This is a genomic window from Pseudomonas brassicacearum (assembly GCF_003732175.1).
Classification (GTDB): Bacteria; Pseudomonadota; Gammaproteobacteria; order Pseudomonadales; family Pseudomonadaceae; genus Aquipseudomonas; species Aquipseudomonas brassicacearum_G.
The window spans coordinates 39,270-54,795 of the sequence record NZ_MOBI01000020.1; the positions used below are offsets into that span (position 1 = coordinate 39,270).

12 protein-coding genes and 1 pseudogene are annotated in these 15,526 nt (G+C 57.4%); 6 read left to right on the forward strand and 7 right to left on the reverse strand.

Annotation, left to right across the window (positions count from 1 at the left end):
* Positions 1-63: 63 nt before the first annotated feature.
* Entirely contained in the window at positions 64-372 is a 309-nt protein-coding gene (locus BK658_RS17890) for an RcnB family protein (protein ID WP_123583431.1), read from the reverse strand.
* 241 nt (positions 373-613) lie between these two features.
* Here BK658_RS17890 and tcuC point away from each other — a divergent pair, with 241 nt between their 5' ends.
* Both tcuC and BK658_RS17900 read left to right on the forward strand, forming a co-directional pair.
* Positions 614-1,918: an MFS transporter gene (gene tcuC, locus BK658_RS17895; protein WP_123583432.1), complete on the forward strand. Its 1,305-nt coding sequence runs from the start codon at positions 614-616 to the stop codon at positions 1,916-1,918.
* 25 nt (positions 1,919-1,943) lie between these two features.
* The gene (locus tag BK658_RS17900) at positions 1,944-2,720 is read left to right on the forward strand and encodes a substrate-binding domain-containing protein (protein WP_123583433.1); all 777 of its coding nucleotides are present in this window, start codon (positions 1,944-1,946) and stop codon (positions 2,718-2,720) included.
* A gap of 23 nt (positions 2,721-2,743) precedes the next feature.
* Here the strand turns inward: BK658_RS17900 and BK658_RS17905 are convergent, their stop codons facing one another.
* Positions 2,744-3,652: a LysR family transcriptional regulator gene (locus BK658_RS17905; RefSeq protein WP_123583434.1), complete on the reverse strand. Its 909-nt coding sequence runs from the start codon at positions 3,650-3,652 to the stop codon at positions 2,744-2,746.
* A 195-nt stretch (positions 3,653-3,847) separates the two neighbouring features.
* On the opposite strand from BK658_RS17905, the gene BK658_RS17910 reads away from it, so the two are divergent.
* Entirely contained in the window at positions 3,848-5,656 is a 1,809-nt protein-coding gene (locus tag BK658_RS17910; protein ID WP_123583435.1) for a monovalent cation:proton antiporter-2 (CPA2) family protein, read from the forward strand.
* Between the two features lie 139 nt (positions 5,657-5,795).
* On the forward strand, positions 5,796-6,899 hold the full coding sequence (locus BK658_RS17915; protein WP_123583436.1) for a DNA alkylation repair protein: 1,104 nt from the start codon (positions 5,796-5,798) through the stop codon (positions 6,897-6,899).
* Positions 6,900-7,120: 221 nt separating this feature from the next.
* Here BK658_RS17915 and BK658_RS17920 read toward each other — a convergent pair whose 3' ends face one another.
* Positions 7,121-8,020, reverse strand: coding sequence for a LysR family transcriptional regulator (locus BK658_RS17920; protein ID WP_123583437.1), 900 nt, complete (start codon positions 8,018-8,020; stop codon positions 7,121-7,123).
* Positions 8,021-8,154: 134 nt separating this feature from the next.
* Here BK658_RS17920 and BK658_RS17925 point away from each other — a divergent pair, with 134 nt between their 5' ends.
* Positions 8,155-9,816: a GMC family oxidoreductase gene (locus BK658_RS17925; RefSeq protein WP_123583438.1), complete on the forward strand. Its 1,662-nt coding sequence runs from the start codon at positions 8,155-8,157 to the stop codon at positions 9,814-9,816.
* A gap of 136 nt (positions 9,817-9,952) precedes the next feature.
* Positions 9,953-11,574: pseudogene (locus tag BK658_RS17930) on the forward strand (MFS transporter).
* An 82-nt stretch (positions 11,575-11,656) separates the two neighbouring features.
* On the opposite strand, the gene BK658_RS17935 reads toward BK658_RS17930, so the two are convergent.
* From BK658_RS17935 to BK658_RS17950, 4 genes are all read right to left on the reverse strand, one after another.
* Entirely contained in the window at positions 11,657-13,090 is a 1,434-nt protein-coding gene (locus BK658_RS17935) for a serralysin family metalloprotease (protein WP_123583439.1), read from the reverse strand.
* A 359-nt stretch (positions 13,091-13,449) separates the two neighbouring features.
* The gene (locus tag BK658_RS17940; protein ID WP_221178611.1) at positions 13,450-13,851 is read right to left on the reverse strand and encodes an NUDIX domain-containing protein; all 402 of its coding nucleotides are present in this window, start codon (positions 13,849-13,851) and stop codon (positions 13,450-13,452) included.
* A 48-nt stretch (positions 13,852-13,899) separates the two neighbouring features.
* Positions 13,900-14,784, reverse strand: a complete 885-nt coding sequence (locus BK658_RS29830; protein WP_148049728.1) for an SH2 domain-containing protein — start codon at positions 14,782-14,784, stop codon at positions 13,900-13,902.
* Positions 14,774-15,514, reverse strand: coding sequence for a TauD/TfdA family dioxygenase (locus tag BK658_RS17950; protein ID WP_185019851.1), 741 nt, complete (start codon positions 15,512-15,514; stop codon positions 14,774-14,776). Before BK658_RS17950 ends, BK658_RS29830 begins: the two co-directional genes overlap by 11 nt.
* Positions 15,515-15,526: the final 12 nt, after the last annotated feature.

Here is a 15,526-nt window from a genome sequence, read left to right on the forward strand (position 1 = left end):
CGCGTTTTCTCAGATTTCGCCTTGCAGGGCAATCCTGTTGAAGACGCTGATGCAGGCACCCGCTCAACGCTCAATCGGCATGACCGCCAGAATCTGCCCGTTGCCGGTATGCACCAGCATGTACTTGTCGTTGACTTGCACCCACTGACTCTGGCTTTGCGGGGTGCTCAAACCGCGTCTTTTCCAGTCGACCAGGGCTTTTTCGCTGCGTGTGTAGACATCCGGCGCCTGGTCGCCGACGTGCAGGTTGCGGGCGTTGACAGGCGCCGACTGGACGATGGTTTGCAGGGTGTCGGCGGCCAGGACCGTCGGGCAGACAACGACAAGACTCGCAAACACCGCCATGGCAGTCAGTTTCCTTTGATGCAACATCGGTATTGCTCCTGTGAATTCGTGACACCCGCTCTAGGGCCGCAATTGCGTCCGGTCATTCGAAACGCTCACACCTCACTGTAGCGATGATTCTGCGATTGATCTCACCGCAGTGATAATCCATACGCATCAATGGATGTTAAATATGCACTTATCATATCGATCGACCTGCCCCAGTATCCGGCCTTAATAAGATCCATGCGCCACGTTGCGCATGTCATAAAAGCGCGGGAGACACAACATGCAGGCTACAACCCATCCGCCAGCGACATCCGCTCGCAGCAAGGCCAGTGCGATTTTCCGGGTCACCTCGGGCAACTTCCTGGAACAGTTCGACTTCTTCCTCTTCGGTTTCTACGCCACCTATATTGCGGCGGCGTTCTTCCCTGCCAGCAGCGAATTCGCCTCGCTGATGATGACCTTCGCAGTGTTTGGCGCAGGTTTTCTGATGCGCCCGTTGGGCGCGGTGATTCTCGGTGCGTACATCGATGATGTCGGCCGCCGCAAAGGCTTGATCGTCACCCTGTCGATTATGGCCAGCGGCACGATTCTGATTGTGCTGGTGCCCGGCTACGAGACCATCGGCCTGTTTGCCCCGGCGCTGGTGTTGATCGGCCGTCTGCTTCAGGGCTTTTCCGCAGGCGCGGAACTGGGCGGCGTGTCGGTGTACCTGGCGGAAATCGCCACACCGGGCCGCAAGGGCTTTTTCACCAGTTGGCAGTCGGCCAGCCAGCAAGTGGCGATCGTCATTGCTGCGGCGCTGGGCTATGCACTGAACCAATGGATGCCGGCGACGGTGATTGCCGACTGGGGCTGGCGCATTCCGTTTTTCGTCGGTTGCATGATCGTGCCGTTCATTTTCCTGCTGCGGCGCAATCTTGAAGAAACCGCAGAGTTCACCGCGCGCCGTCACCGCCCCACCATGCGTCAGGTGTTTGGTACTTTGCTGCAAAACTGGCAGATCGTAATCGCCGGGATGCTGATGGTGGCGCTGACCACCACCGCGTTTTACCTGATCACCGTGTACGCGCCGACCTTCGGCAAAACCGTGCTGCACCTGAGCACCTCCGATGCGTTGCTGGTGACCTTGCTGGTCGGCGTGTCGAACTTCTGCTGGCTGCCACTGGGTGGCGCACTGTCGGACCGCATCGGTCGGCGTCCGGTGCTGGTGGCGATGACCCTGTTGACCCTGGCCACGGCCTATCCGGCGTTGTCGTACCTGGTCCAGGCGCCGAGCTTCATCAACATGCTGCTGGTGCTGCTATGGTTGTCGTTCATCTACGGTTTGTACAACGGCGCAATGGTTGCAGCGCTGACTGAAATCATGCCGGTGGAAGTCCGCGTGGCCGGTTTCTCCCTGGCCTACAGCCTGGCGACCGCAGTATTCGGCGGCTTCACCCCGGCGATTTCGACCTTCCTGATTCAGTACTCCGGCGACAAGGCCGCCCCCGGTTACTGGATGAGTTTCGCCGCGCTGTGTGCGTTGTGCGCAACGCTGTACCTGTACCGGCGCTCGACCGGTCGTTTACAAGTTGCCGTGCAATAAGCCAACCCCAGACAGAGAAGTATCGATGAAGAAATTACTGAACCTTGCGGCGCTGACCCTGATCGGTGCCCTGGGCCTGAGCAGCGTTGCCCAGGCTGAAGAGCTGCACGTGATGACCTCCGGTGGCTTCACGGCCGCCTACAAAGTGCTCGGTCCGAAATTCGCCGCCGCCACCGGCAACACGCTCGATACGGCGCTCGGCCCGTCGATGGGCAAGGCGCCTGAAGCGATCCCCAACCGGTTGGCCCGTGGCGAGCACGCCGATGTGGTGATCATGGTCGGTTACGCTCTGGATGAGTTGATCAAGCAAGGCAAGGTCTTGCCCGGATCACGGGTTGAACTGGCCGATTCGAGGATTGGCCTGGTGGTGCGCGAGGGGGCGGTGAAGCCGGATATCAGCTCGGTCGAGGGGCTGAAGGCGACGTTGCTCAACGCCAAATCCGTGGCCTATTCCGACAGCGCCAGTGGCGTGTACATCGAGGAACAGTTGTTCAAGCACCTGGGTATCGAGCCGCAGCTCAAAGCCAAATCGACCATGGTGCCGAAAGTCCCGGTGGGCTCTGTGGTTGCCACTGGCGACTATCAGTTGGGTTTCCAGCAGGTCAGTGAATTGCTCCCGGTGCCCGGCGTGACCTTCGTCGGCAAGATTCCGGAATCCGTACAGTCGGTGACGCGCTTCGCCGCTGGCATTCCGGTTGGCGCGCAACATCCGCTGCAAGCCAAGGCATTACTCGACTACCTCGCCTCCCCGGCCGCCCAGCCAGAGGTCATGGCGACCGGACTGGACTCGGTCAGCCATTAAGCCTGGCGCCGGCCTCAGCCGATCTACGCTGAGGCCGGTTTGACCTTCATTTCAATAATCAGCCGTTCCAGCTCCAACGCCGCAGGCGTCAGCGTCCGCCCCCTGCGCTTGAGCAGGCCGACGCTGCGCATCACTTGCGGATCAGTCAGCGGTATATGGGTCAGAATCGGGTGGTCACTGCCGGGCATTGCCATTAATGGCACCGCAGCAATCCCCAGCCCGGCTTCAACCAGACCAATCATGGTGGTGACGTGTCGGGTTTCGCAGATGCTCTGGCGCGCCGGCACAATCCCGCTCAACGCCTGATCCAGCAGGAAGCGATTGCCCGAAGTCTTGTCGAGGGAGATGTAATCCTGCTGGTACAGCTCGCTCCAGCTCACACTGGCGCGGTTGGCCAAGGCGTGATCGCGCCGGCAAGCGACCACATAGCGCTCCTGCACCAGCGGTTCGAACTCGACTTCGGCCTCCAGCGTGCCCATGAAACTCAAGCCGAAATCCGCCTCGCCATTGACCACTGCACTCAGCACGTCATGGGCGCTGGAGTCGAGCACCTTGACCTTGATTCGCGGAAAACGCTGATGGTATTGGGCGACCACCTGCGGCATGAAGTAGTACGCCGCCGACGGTACGCAGGCCACGGTAACGTAGCCCAAACGGGTCGACGCCACGTCGCTGATCCCCAGCAGCGCCACATCCAGGTCATCCAGCAAGCGGTCAACACTGGGCGCAAACGCACGCCCCGCCTGGGTCAGGCTAACGCGGCGAGTGGTGCGCTCGAACAGTTTGACCCCCAGCGCGTCTTCGAGCTTTTCAATCCGTCGACTCAGCGCCGGCTGGGAGATGCGCACCGCGTCGGCGGCCTTGCGAAAGCTGCCCTGCTCGACCACGGCGCGAAAAGCCTGCAAGTCATTCAGGTCGAAGTTGATGGCCATGACGCGCACTCAGCGGCAAACGAATTGATCAGCTTATCCTATGAATGTAACAAATTGATGCAAAATGTAACGCGAAAATCCGCGATTGCCGGCACTCATGACTGACTGATGCCGGCTCAGCCTTTATCCTTGGCGCCTTTCCAACCCATGATTGTCCGCATTTTTTGTCGTTCGACGTTTTCCCAGGAGTAAGCCATGCCCCATGAAGGCAACCTGTTGCAAGCCGCTGTAGTCTTTCTGTTCGCGGCGGTGCTCACCGTGCCTTTGGCCAAACGCCTGCAACTGGGCGCGGTGTTGGGCTATCTGCTGGCCGGGGTCATCATCGGGCCGTCGGTGCTGGGGTTGATCGGCAACCCGCAAAGCGTCAGCCATATTTCCGAGCTTGGCGTGGTGTTGCTGCTGTTCATCATCGGCCTTGAGTTGTCGCCACGACGGCTATGGGTGATGCGCAAAGCAGTGTTTGGCGTTGGTCTGGCGCAGGTGCTGCTGACCGGTTCGGTGATCGGCGTGCTGGCGTTCTACGTGTTCGGCCAGGCACTCAACAGTGCGATCGTGCTCGGTCTGGGGCTGGCGTTGTCGTCCACCGCATTCGGCCTGCAAAGCCTCGCCGAACGCAAGGAACTGACCAGCCCGCACGGACGGCTGGCGTTTGCCATTCTGCTGTTTCAGGACATCGCCGCGATCCCGCTGATCGCCATGGTGCCGCTGCTCGCCGGCGGCGATCACACCTCGACCGCCGCTGAAGAGTTGAACCATGTCCTGCGGGTGCTGGGCAGCATCGCAGTAGTGGTGATCGGTGGGCGTTACCTGTTGCGGCCGGTGTTTCGCGTGGTCGCCAAAACCGGCCTGCCGGAAGTCTCGACCGCCACTGCGCTGCTGGTGGTAATCGGCACCGCGTGGCTGATGGACCTGGTCGGCGTGTCGATGGCCCTCGGCGCATTCCTCGCTGGCTTGCTGCTGGCGGACTCGGAATACCGTCATGAACTGGAAGCACAGATCGAACCGTTCAAGGGCCTGCTGCTGGGACTGTTTTTCATCAGTGTCGGCATGGGCGCCAATATCAGCCTGTTGTTCAGCGCGCCGGCGACGGTGCTAGGCCTGACCCTGCTGCTGATCATACTCAAGCTGCCGATGCTGTTTGTCGTCGGGCGGCTGGCCGGAGGCCTGAATCGGCTGAGTGCGTTACGCCTGGGTATCGTGTTGGCCGCGGGCGGTGAATTTGCGTTCGTGGTGTTCAAGATCGGCCGCGATCAAGGCCTGTTCGACCCACGAATGTACGACCTTCAGGTGCTGACCATCACCCTGTCGATGGCCGTGACCCCGCTGTTGCTGCTGATGTGCGGCCGACTGGTGAAATCAAAGATCGAGCCCGTCGCCGTGCCGCCGCACTTGCGCGAAATCGACACTGACGCCCCTCGCGTAGTCATCGCCGGCCTGGGCCGTATGGGACAGATTGTGGCGCGGATTCTGCGGGCACAAAAAATCCAGTTCGTCGCCCTCGACACCTCGGTGGAAACCATCGAGCTGTCGCGCAGTTTTGGCGGTGTGCCGGTGTTCTATGGCGATCCGATGCGCCCGGAAATACTCAAGGCCGCCAAGGTCGAGCAGGCGGAATTCTTTGTGATTGCCACCGATGACCCGGACACCAACATCAAGACCGCCGAACTGGTGCGCAAACTCTACCCGCACATGAAAATCATCGCCCGTGCACGTAACCGTCAGCATGTGCACCGCTTGGTCGATCTCGGTGCCGAGGCGATCCGTGAAACCTACTATTCAAGCCTGGAAATGAGCCGCCGGACCCTGCTCGGTCTGGGCCTGAGCCAGACCCAGGCCGACGCCCGCATCAAGCGCTTCAAGCATCACGACGAACAAGTGCTCGAAGCCCAGCACGCGATCTATGATGATGCCGCGAAAGTCATGCAAAGCGCCCAGGAAGCCCGAGCCGAACTGGCGCGGTTGTTCGAGGCGGATCGGATTGAGGAAGAGACGGAAAAAAATTGAGGATGTCAGTGTTGATCGTTCCCACGCTTGCGCGTGGGAATGCATCCCGTGACACTCCGCGCTACATCAAACAGCGGACGCAGAGCGTCCATGGCGGCATTCCCACGCAGAGCGCGGGAACGATCATAAGGTCCCCACGATGAGCAACGCCGACCAGTCCTTCCCCACGCTGAAGGAAATCTTCAACGCCGAACGTTTGCAACACATCGCCAGCGAAATGCACGCGGTGTACCCGGCGTTCAACACCAAGGCGTTCCTGAAACTGGCCAATGACGACTTGGCCGAGTTGTCGGTGATGCAGCGCATGGCAAGGGTCGGTGAGTGCCTGCATGCAGTGTTGCCGCTGAGCTATGAGCAGACACTGGAGATCCTGCGTCCACTTGCACCGCGCCTCAACAGTGGTTTTGTCAGCATGTTCCTGCCTCAGTACGTCGCCACTTATGGCGCTCACGCGTTCGAATTGTCGATGGATGCGCTCAAGTATTTCACCACGTTCGGATCTTCGGAGTTCGCGATCCGGCATTTCCTGCGCAGCGACCTGGAGCGCTCACTGGCGCTGATGCACGAGTGGTCGCTGGACGACAACGAACACATCCGTCGCCTGGCCAGCGAAGGCAGTCGCCCGCGCTTGCCGTGGTCGTTTCGCCTCGAACAGGTACAAGCCGACCCGACGCTGGCAGCAGAGATCCTCGACAACCTCAAGGCCGACAGCAGCCTTTATGTAAGCAAATCGGTGGCCAATCACCTCAACGACATCACCAAGGACCACCCCGAGTGGGTGCTGAACCTGATCGAAGGCTGGTCGCTGGAAAACCCGCGCACCGCGTGGATCGCCAAACACGCGCTACGCAGCCTGATCAAACAGGGCAACCAACGGGCACTGGCAATCATCGGCGCTGGCGGTAAACCCGAGGTCCAGGTCCGTAACCTCAAGGTTGAACCGGCAGTGATCAGTCTTGGCCAGACCATAAAGCTCTCGTTCGACCTTCATTCAACCGCCAGTGACAACCAGCAACTGGTGGTCGATTACGCCATCGACTACGTCAAAGCCTCGGGTGCAACCTCGGCGAAAGTCTTCAAACTCAAGGGCCTCACCCTGCCCGCCCACGCCCGGCAAACCCTCAGCCGCGCCCAGCAAATCCGCGAACTGACCACCCGAAAACATTACGCAGGCACGCATGCGGTACACATCATGATTAATGGTGAGCGACTGGGAAGCACCGCGTTCGAAATCACTCCGTAACCCCAGAGCAAGGAATGCCCACGATGGCGTCAGTGAAATTACTATCGCCGGCAAGCCATGCTCCCGCAGCTTTGAATGACATACATCTGCAAGAGATTGGTCGACTGTAAGGTCGCCATCGCGAGCAGGCTCGCTCCCACAATTTTGATTGGTGTACATCCGCAAGAGATGGGTCGGCTGTCAGGCCGCCAGGATCAAAAGATCGCAGCCTGCGGCAGCTCCTACGCGTCGGGATGCGGCCCAAGCAGCAGCGCCTGCTCGCGATCACACAACCCCACCACATAATCCCACAACACCCGCAAGCGCACCGACTTGTGCAGCTCACGGCGAGTACTGATCCAGTAACTACGCTGAATGCTTTCGGCCGGCAACAGCGGCACCAGCTCCGGATCATTGCTAGCCATGTAACACGGCAATACCGCAATCCCCAATCCCGAACGCGCCGCCTGCTGCTGGGCAATCACACTGGTGCTGTGAAACACCACCTGAGGGCTGCGGCAAAAACTGTTGAGAAACATCAATTCCTGACTGAACAACAGATCATCGACATAGCCGATCCAGGCATGCCGCGCCAGGTCTTCCCGGCTGCGCAACGGCGGCGAACGGTCGAGGTAAGCCTGACTGGCGTAAAGCGCCAAACGGTAATCAGTGAGCTTGCGAGTGACCAGCATGTCAGCAGCCGGGCGCTCCAGATGAATACTGATCTCAGCTTCGCGATTAAGGATGCTGACGAAGCGCGGCACCGCCACCAACTCCACTTCCAGCCCCGGATAGCGATCAAACAAACCCTGCATGCGACTGGCGAGAAACATGATCCCCAAGCCTTCGGTCACCCCGACGCGAATCTTGCCCAGCGGCGCGCTGGACTGCGTGATTTCCTCCTGCGCCAGCAAAGCCACGTTCTCCATGGCTTCAGCATGTTTGAGCAGTGCTTCACCGGCCGGAGTCAGCTGGTAACCCTGGGCTTGCTGGACGAACAGCGCGGTGCCGAGGCTCGTTTCAATCGCCTCGATGTGCCGCGCCACCGTAGCGTGGGTGGTTTTCAAGCGCCGGGCGGCGGTCAGCAAGCGGCCGCTGCGTTGCAATTCGAGAAAAAACCGCAGGTCATTCCAGTCGAACATCAGCCTTCCTTGAATGCTTGGGAGCAGATCGCTGTTTAAAAACACACAACAGCTGAGTAAAAACTAACATTCTTTTACCGAAAACTAACAACTAGGATGGATCCCAATAAGAACAACATGCTGCGAGGTCATGGATGCTACCTGCCGTTGATGCATACGATTACATCGTGGTCGGCGCCGGACCGGCCGGCTGCCTGCTGGCCAATCGGCTCTCCGCCAACCCGCAACACCGGGTGTTGCTGCTTGAAGCCGGCGGGCGCGATAACTACCCGTGGATTCACATTCCGGTCGGTTACCTGTTTTGCATCGGCAACCCGCGCACCGACTGGTGCTTCAAGACCGAAGCGCAAACCGGCCTGCAAGGCCGCAGCCTGAGTTACCCGCGCGGCAAGGTATTGGGTGGTAGTTCATCGATCAACGGCATGATCTACATGCGCGGCCAGGCCAGTGATTACGACCGCTGGGCCGCCGAAGGCAACCCCGGCTGGAACTGGAATGACGTACTGCCGCTGTTCAAGCAGAGCGAAAACCATTTTGCCGGTGACTCGGCATTTCACGGCGCCGCCGGTGAATGGCGCGTCGAGCGCCAGCGGCTGTCGTGGCCGATTCTCGACGCCTTCCGCAGCGCCGCCGAACAAAGCGGCATCGCCAACCTCGATGACTTCAACCAGGGCGACAACGAAGGGTGCGGCTACTTCCAGGTGAATCAGAAAGCCGGGGTGCGCTGGAATGCCGCCAAGGCCTTTCTCAAACCGGTTCGCCATCGGCCTAACCTCACGGTCTTGACCGGTGTCGACGTCGATCGCGTGCTGCTGGAAAACGGCCGGGCATCCAAGGTCAGCGCCCGCTGGCAAGGCCAGGAAAAAACCTTTGCTGCCCGCAGGGAGATCATCCTCAGCGCCGGTTCAGTCGGTTCCCCGAGCATCCTGCAACGTTCCGGCATCGGCCCGGGCGGCCTGCTCAAACGCCTGGGCATCGGCATCGCCCACGAGCTCAATGGCGTGGGTGGCAACCTGCAGGATCACTTGCAGCTGCGGCTGATCTATAAGCTGGAAAACGCCCGGACCCTGAACCAGATCGCCGGCAGCCTGTGGGGCAAAATCGGCATGGGCTTGCGTTACCTGTATGACCGCAGTGGCCCGCTGTCGATGGCCCCCAGTCAACTCGGCGCCTTCGCTCGCTCCGGACCGGAACAAACCTCGGCGAACCTCGAATACCACGTCCAACCGCTGTCGCTCGAACGCTTTGGCGAACCCTTGCATGCGTTCCCGGCGTTCACCGCGTCGGTCTGCGACCTGCGCCCGCAAAGCCGTGGCCGCGTCGAGATTCGTTCGACCGACCCGCAACAGCCACCGTTGATTCAACCCAATTACCTGAGCCATCCCGAAGACCTGCGCGTGGCCGCCGATGCGATTCGCCTGACCCGGCGCATCGTTGCCGCACCGGCCTTGCAAGTGTTCAACCCGGTCGAATACCTGCCGGGCGCGGCCTTGCAAAGCGAAGAACAACTGCACGAAGCCGCCGCACGCATCGGCACGACGATTTTCCACCCGGTCGGCACCTGCCGCATGGGCAACGATGCCGATGCAGTGGTCGATGCCCAACTGCGGGTCCACGGCATTCCCGGCCTGCGCATCGCCGATGCGTCGATCATGCCGCATATCACCTCAGGCAATACCTGCTCACCGACACTGATGATCGCCGAAAAAGCGGCGCAGCTGATTCTCGCCACTACTATAAACACCCCCTCTGTGGGAGCGAGCCTGCTCGCGAAGAGGCCCGTCAGCCACCTCTGATGGTGACTGACACAACGCCTTCGCGAGCAGGCTCGCTCCCACAAAGGCTGCGCAATACCAGCAGGAGCGGCGCCAGCCCATACGGCGGGCGCTGACAGTGGAACAACAATAAATAAACACTGTGAGGGATACCGACATGTCAGAACAGGCTCAAGCAATCGCCGCAACGCTCAGCGCCGGCACCAGCAAGGAAACCCAGAAAGTCATCTTCGCCTCGTCCCTCGGGACGGTGTTCGAATGGTATGACTTCTTCCTCTACGGCGCCCTCGCGGCGGTGATCAGCAAACAGTTTTTCGCCGGGGTCAATGACACCACCGCCTTCATCTTCGCGCTGATGGCCTTTGCTGCCGGTTTCATCGTGCGGCCGTTCGGCGCTCTGGTATTCGGTCGACTGGGGGACATGATCGGGCGCAAATACACCTTCCTCGCCACGATCATCCTGATGGGCCTGGCAACCTTCTGCGTTGGCTTGCTGCCGACCTACGCCAGCATCGGCATCGCCGCACCGATCATTCTGGTGATGCTGCGCATGCTTCAGGGCCTGGCACTCGGCGGCGAGTACGGCGGCGCCGCGACCTACGTGGCAGAACACGCGCCAGTCGGCAAACGCGGTTTCCACACCAGCTGGATTCAGTCCACCGCGACCCTCGGTTTGCTGCTCTCGCTGCTGGTGGTGCTCGGCTGCCGCTACTTCACCGGGGATCAGTTCGAAGTCTGGGGCTGGCGCATTCCGTTCCTGCTGTCGATCGTGCTGCTGGGCATTTCGACCTGGATTCGCCTGAGCCTGCACGAGTCGCCGGCCTTCTTGAAAATGAAAGAAGAAGGCAAGTCCTGTAAAGCGCCGATCCGCGAATCCTTCGGTAACTGGGAAAACCTCAAAGTCGTGCTGATTGCACTGTTCAGCATCAACGCCGGGCAAGCGGTGACCTTCTATGCGGCACAATTCTATGTGCTGTTCTTCCTCACCCAGTTCCTGAAAATGGACCCGGCCCTGGCCAACACCTTGCTGATTGTCAGTGTGGTGATCGGCGGCCGTTCTTCATTTTCTTCGGCTGGTTGTCCGACCGGGTCGGACGCAAACCGATCCTGATGATTGGCCTGTTGCTGGCCACCGTGCTGTACTTCCCGATCTTCAAAACCCTGGCCCATTACGCCAACCCGGCCATCGACCGCGCCAGTCAACAGGCGCCGATCAGCGTGCTGGCCGATCCGGCCACCTGCACCTTCCAGTTCGACCCGGTCGGCAAGGCGCGTTTTGACAGTCCCTGCGACAAGGTCAAAACCTTCCTGGTCAAACAAGGCCTGCCTTACAGCAGCAAAGCCGCCCCCGCTGGCAGCACCGTGCAGGTCAGCGTTGGCGATGTCACCCTCGACGGTTACGACGAAGCCGCCCTGCGCGGTGCCGTGACCCTGGCCGGCTACCCGCAACAGGCAGACACCCAGCAGATCAACAAACCGATGATTGTCGTGCTGATCGTGGCGCTGATCATTATTTCGGCGATGTGCTACGGGCCGCTGGCGGCGCTGATGGTCGAACTGTTCCCGACACGCATCCGCTACACCTCGATGTCCCTGCCGTACCACATCGGCAACGGCTGGTTTGGTGGTTTCCTGCCGACCGTATCGTTTGCGCTGGTGGTTTACACCGGGGATATTTTCTACGGGCTGTGGTACCCGATACCGATCACCGGGGTGAGCCTGGTGGTGGGCATGCTTTGCTTGCGCGAAACCAAGGACGTGGACCTGGAGAAAAACTGACGGCATAAAAAAGTCCGCCCATGTTGGCCCTGGGCGGACTTTCACTGCACAGAACCGCGTCGGCGGTTCCTGTCAGCAGAGTTTAGGCGACAATATCCGTGGTTGCCGCCTGACCGACTGTTCCCACGGCAAAATCCACCGCACCGTGGCCGGTGAGATCGATATACAAACTGGTCTGGTTGGTCTGTGCAAAGTACGTCAGGATCGCGTCGCCAGCATGGCCGGTGAAGCCACTGACGAAGTTCAGCGTGGCGGCGCCGGAGGAGAACTGCGCGATGCCCGACAGGTCGATCTTGTCCTGACCGCTGGTGAAATCCATGATCCAGTCTGGCGCGGTCATGGTCGAATCGGATGCCGCACTGAATACGAAGGTGTCCGCCCCTGCCCCGCCCCACAAGGTATCGCCGCCACCGCCGCCGTAGAGGATGTCGTTACCGGCACCGCCTTCGAGCAGGTTGGCCACCGCGTTGCCGATCAGCAGGTCATTGCCCGAACCACCGATAGCGTTTTCCAGGGTTACGCCATGGGCGATGGAGACGTTGCCGACCAGGCCGCCAACGTCAGAGAACGAGCCTTGGTTGAGGTTGATCTTCTGGTTCTGGCTGAAGCCCGAGAAGTCCAGAGTGTCGTTGCCGCCACCGTCCCACACCGAGAACACCACTTTGGAAGCCGACGAGGTGGCGCTGTAGAAGTCGCGCTCGGCGTTGGAGTTGAAGCCGTAGACGGTGTCCTGGGCACGGGTCTCGAGGTTGGCACCGTAGAGTTTTTGTACCGCAACAATGTCATCCAGCAACGGTGCCGAGGCGTACGCGCCGCTGCCATCCTTGCTGAAGTCCTGACCGGTGTTGCTCTCGCTCCAGTAGCTCATCAGGCTGTAGCCGCGCGTGTCCTGAGCGTAGGTCACGTCGTTATAGGTCGGGTTGCCGTTACCCGCGTTATAGACGCCCGGATGCGACAGGCCCAGGCTGTGGCCGATTTCGTGGGTCAGGGTCTGACGCCCATAGTTGTTGGTACCCGGCGTTTCGTTGACCCGGTACTGATCGTTGATCAGGTACCAGGACTGACCGTCGTAGCTGCCGCCCGAAGGCAAGTAGGCGAACGCCGCGCCACCGGTGCTGACATCGTAGTTACCGAAACTCAGGTGCCCGTCACCGCCTGCGGCCCCTTCCTTGAAGGTGACATTGGCCACGTCCGACCACGATTGCAGAGAGAGTTTCGCCTGGGTTTTCTGCAGATCGCTGAACTCGCTGAAATGCCCCAGCTTGGTGTTGTAGTTCGCCGGCGCCGACGTCATGAAGCTGAAGCTCAGTTCGACTTTGCCATTGCCGTCCGTGTCGTGCCAGGACAGGTTTTTACGCAGTATCTGATCAGCCGCCTGATCCGCGGTAAACGACGGTTTGCCGTTAATCAACTCAGCGCCACCGCGATCATACAAATGGCTAAAGGTATCGACCTGACTGTAGGCCGAACTGACCTGCCCTGAAGAAAAAACGGCTTTTGCTTTGGCGTGTGGCATCACTACATCCTTGTTTCAAATAGTCAGTTCCGATAGACCACGGCGACCCCTTCGCGAGATCGTCCTATCACTCGCCCTTCTAAGGCGTATCGAAACTGACACAATTGGATGCGATCGGGCTATTGAATTTTTAGATAGCCTTTAAGTGCACGTTCTGTTCCATTGCTCCTCAAACCCCAACATGGCGTGCCGTATACCGCTACCGTGGTTCAGATGACCCATGACCAGCCGGATAAACATGTGGCATGAGCTCATTTGGAAGTGAGTCATCAGTCTATATCCCAACGCGCAGTGGCGCCCTATTCCCGAGCACCACTACTAAACTCCAAATCTGACAACACCCGAATCTGATAATGTTGTCAGACAGACAATATTGTTCTGCGGTAACCTTCGGGAAGATTAATCTCATCAAGACTATTGAGTTTATGCACCCCAATTTCTTTATGCTCGCCGCTTAACCTAATGCCAGAGAAGTCCTCAACAAAACATTCGAATGGCACAATCAACACAGGCGTAATATCCAGAACCTTATAAATATAGGGTGCCAGCGGTCGATTAATTGTGGCAACCAAACCAGTTTCCTCCATTATTTCGCGGACCAAGCAAGATTCGACACTTTCGTTAATCTCAAGCTTCCCACCGGGAAGCTCCCACTCATCTCGCTCGTTTTTTAGAAGCAGAACTGCACCATCATTAATCAAGACAGCTTTTACTGAAACGGGAAATTTTTCTGCCATGCTGTCACTTGTGATGCCATCCATAACTTACACCTCCAGCCAATAATTTAATTGAGTTGCCAATTATGACTTTTAATCTACCGAATTGTTACTGTTAACATTGATGCATAAGCCGCTGGCATCGTCTTGCAGCTTTACTCTTGGGAACAAAACACCACCCCCATCACTGCTTTCAATCTCTCGCAATTCCTTTATAAGATTATTGAGCCCATCCTGGCTAAAAGCCTCTTTAAAAAAATCGCTTTCGCTGTATACACAATACGTATCAACCAATCGATAAAGACCATCTGAGGTTAGCAGGATTTTTATGTTTTTTTCATATGGAATTGAAATACTTTCAATATGACTTATTCCTGAGCCGTCCGGACTGAGTATCCAATACCCATCAGGAGTATTCATTAATGATCTGTTTTTCCTGATTTCAGGAACCAGAGTCATCCATATATCCTTGTGAGGGATTTCTGGTGAACACCTCCTGAGTGAGATATAAGAATCAAGTAAGCTCCTATCAAGCCTGTCTACACCACAGGAGCCAAAGGCTTCGACTTTCCCGCCATCAACGCTGTATTGAATCCTGCAATCCCCAAGATTATTTAAATGGGCTATTTGTCCTTCTATGCAGGCATAGCTGAAGCTAGAAGACGGAACATCCTGATCATTCCATTCGCCCCATACTCTGTTAGCCTGCCTCCTGATGTCCTGAAGGATTTTATACGTTTCATCTAAAAAGCTTTCAGAGCCTGAAAGTTTACAAAGTGCTGAGGAGAATTCTTGTACAAACCAAGAAGCATCACTTTTTAAATGGCCATCGAAATTTTTTTTTCGACCCGACAGGCTTGTGGCGCCATCTAGAATCCAGCCTCGTGTACCGCGATGGTTAACTTCATCTTCATTTATAGCTGACGGGCCATCTGTAGCAAAAGAAAAAACTATATTAGTTGCATTATTATTGTTCATTCTTCAGCACCTCATTAAGTAAAAGCCTATAAGCAGAGCGTGCTCCTGAGTAATGAGTACGCCCATGAAGCCATCGATGATTATCGATAAGATAACCCTCATTTTCTGCCAGGCGCACAGTAATCATTTCGCTTTTTATCGTATCCAAGAATAATTGGATAACGCTGGCCACGTCCGGTGATAGGTATACCATCCTATCGAAACGAAAGCGTATCGATAGCTTTCCTTCTTCGACATATAAGATGCTTCCTTCAAAAAATCCGGTTTCTGACTTGAACACAACAGACTTGGGTCGAGTCAATATTTCAATGACATTAGGAGAGTATGCAGACAACTTCTCAAAAATTCGGTGGCCATCTGAAAAAAGACTGGACCCACCAACACCGGATTGCTGCTCAACCCAGAAAGCAAGTAAGCGTGGCGGCACAGGTAGCCCGCTGCGATCGGTATGAGGGATAAGAGCTCCCTGAGTGAATCCTAATTTATTAGTATTTGCTGCATTGACAGGTTCTTTGTCTTTATTCTCATAACCGTAAGTGATATGTGTTAGCCCGCTGGGTAAATAATCATTGTGACGATAAATTTCTCCTAATGTCGAAAATCGAGATAAAAAATCATTTGAGCTTTTTACTCTCTTGAAAAGAACTATACCGTGCTCATGGAAAGTATCGAGCAGGGAACTAGCCCCGTGTGAAGGCTCCCAAAAATTATATTTTTCGATTTCACTCATCATACTCACCAG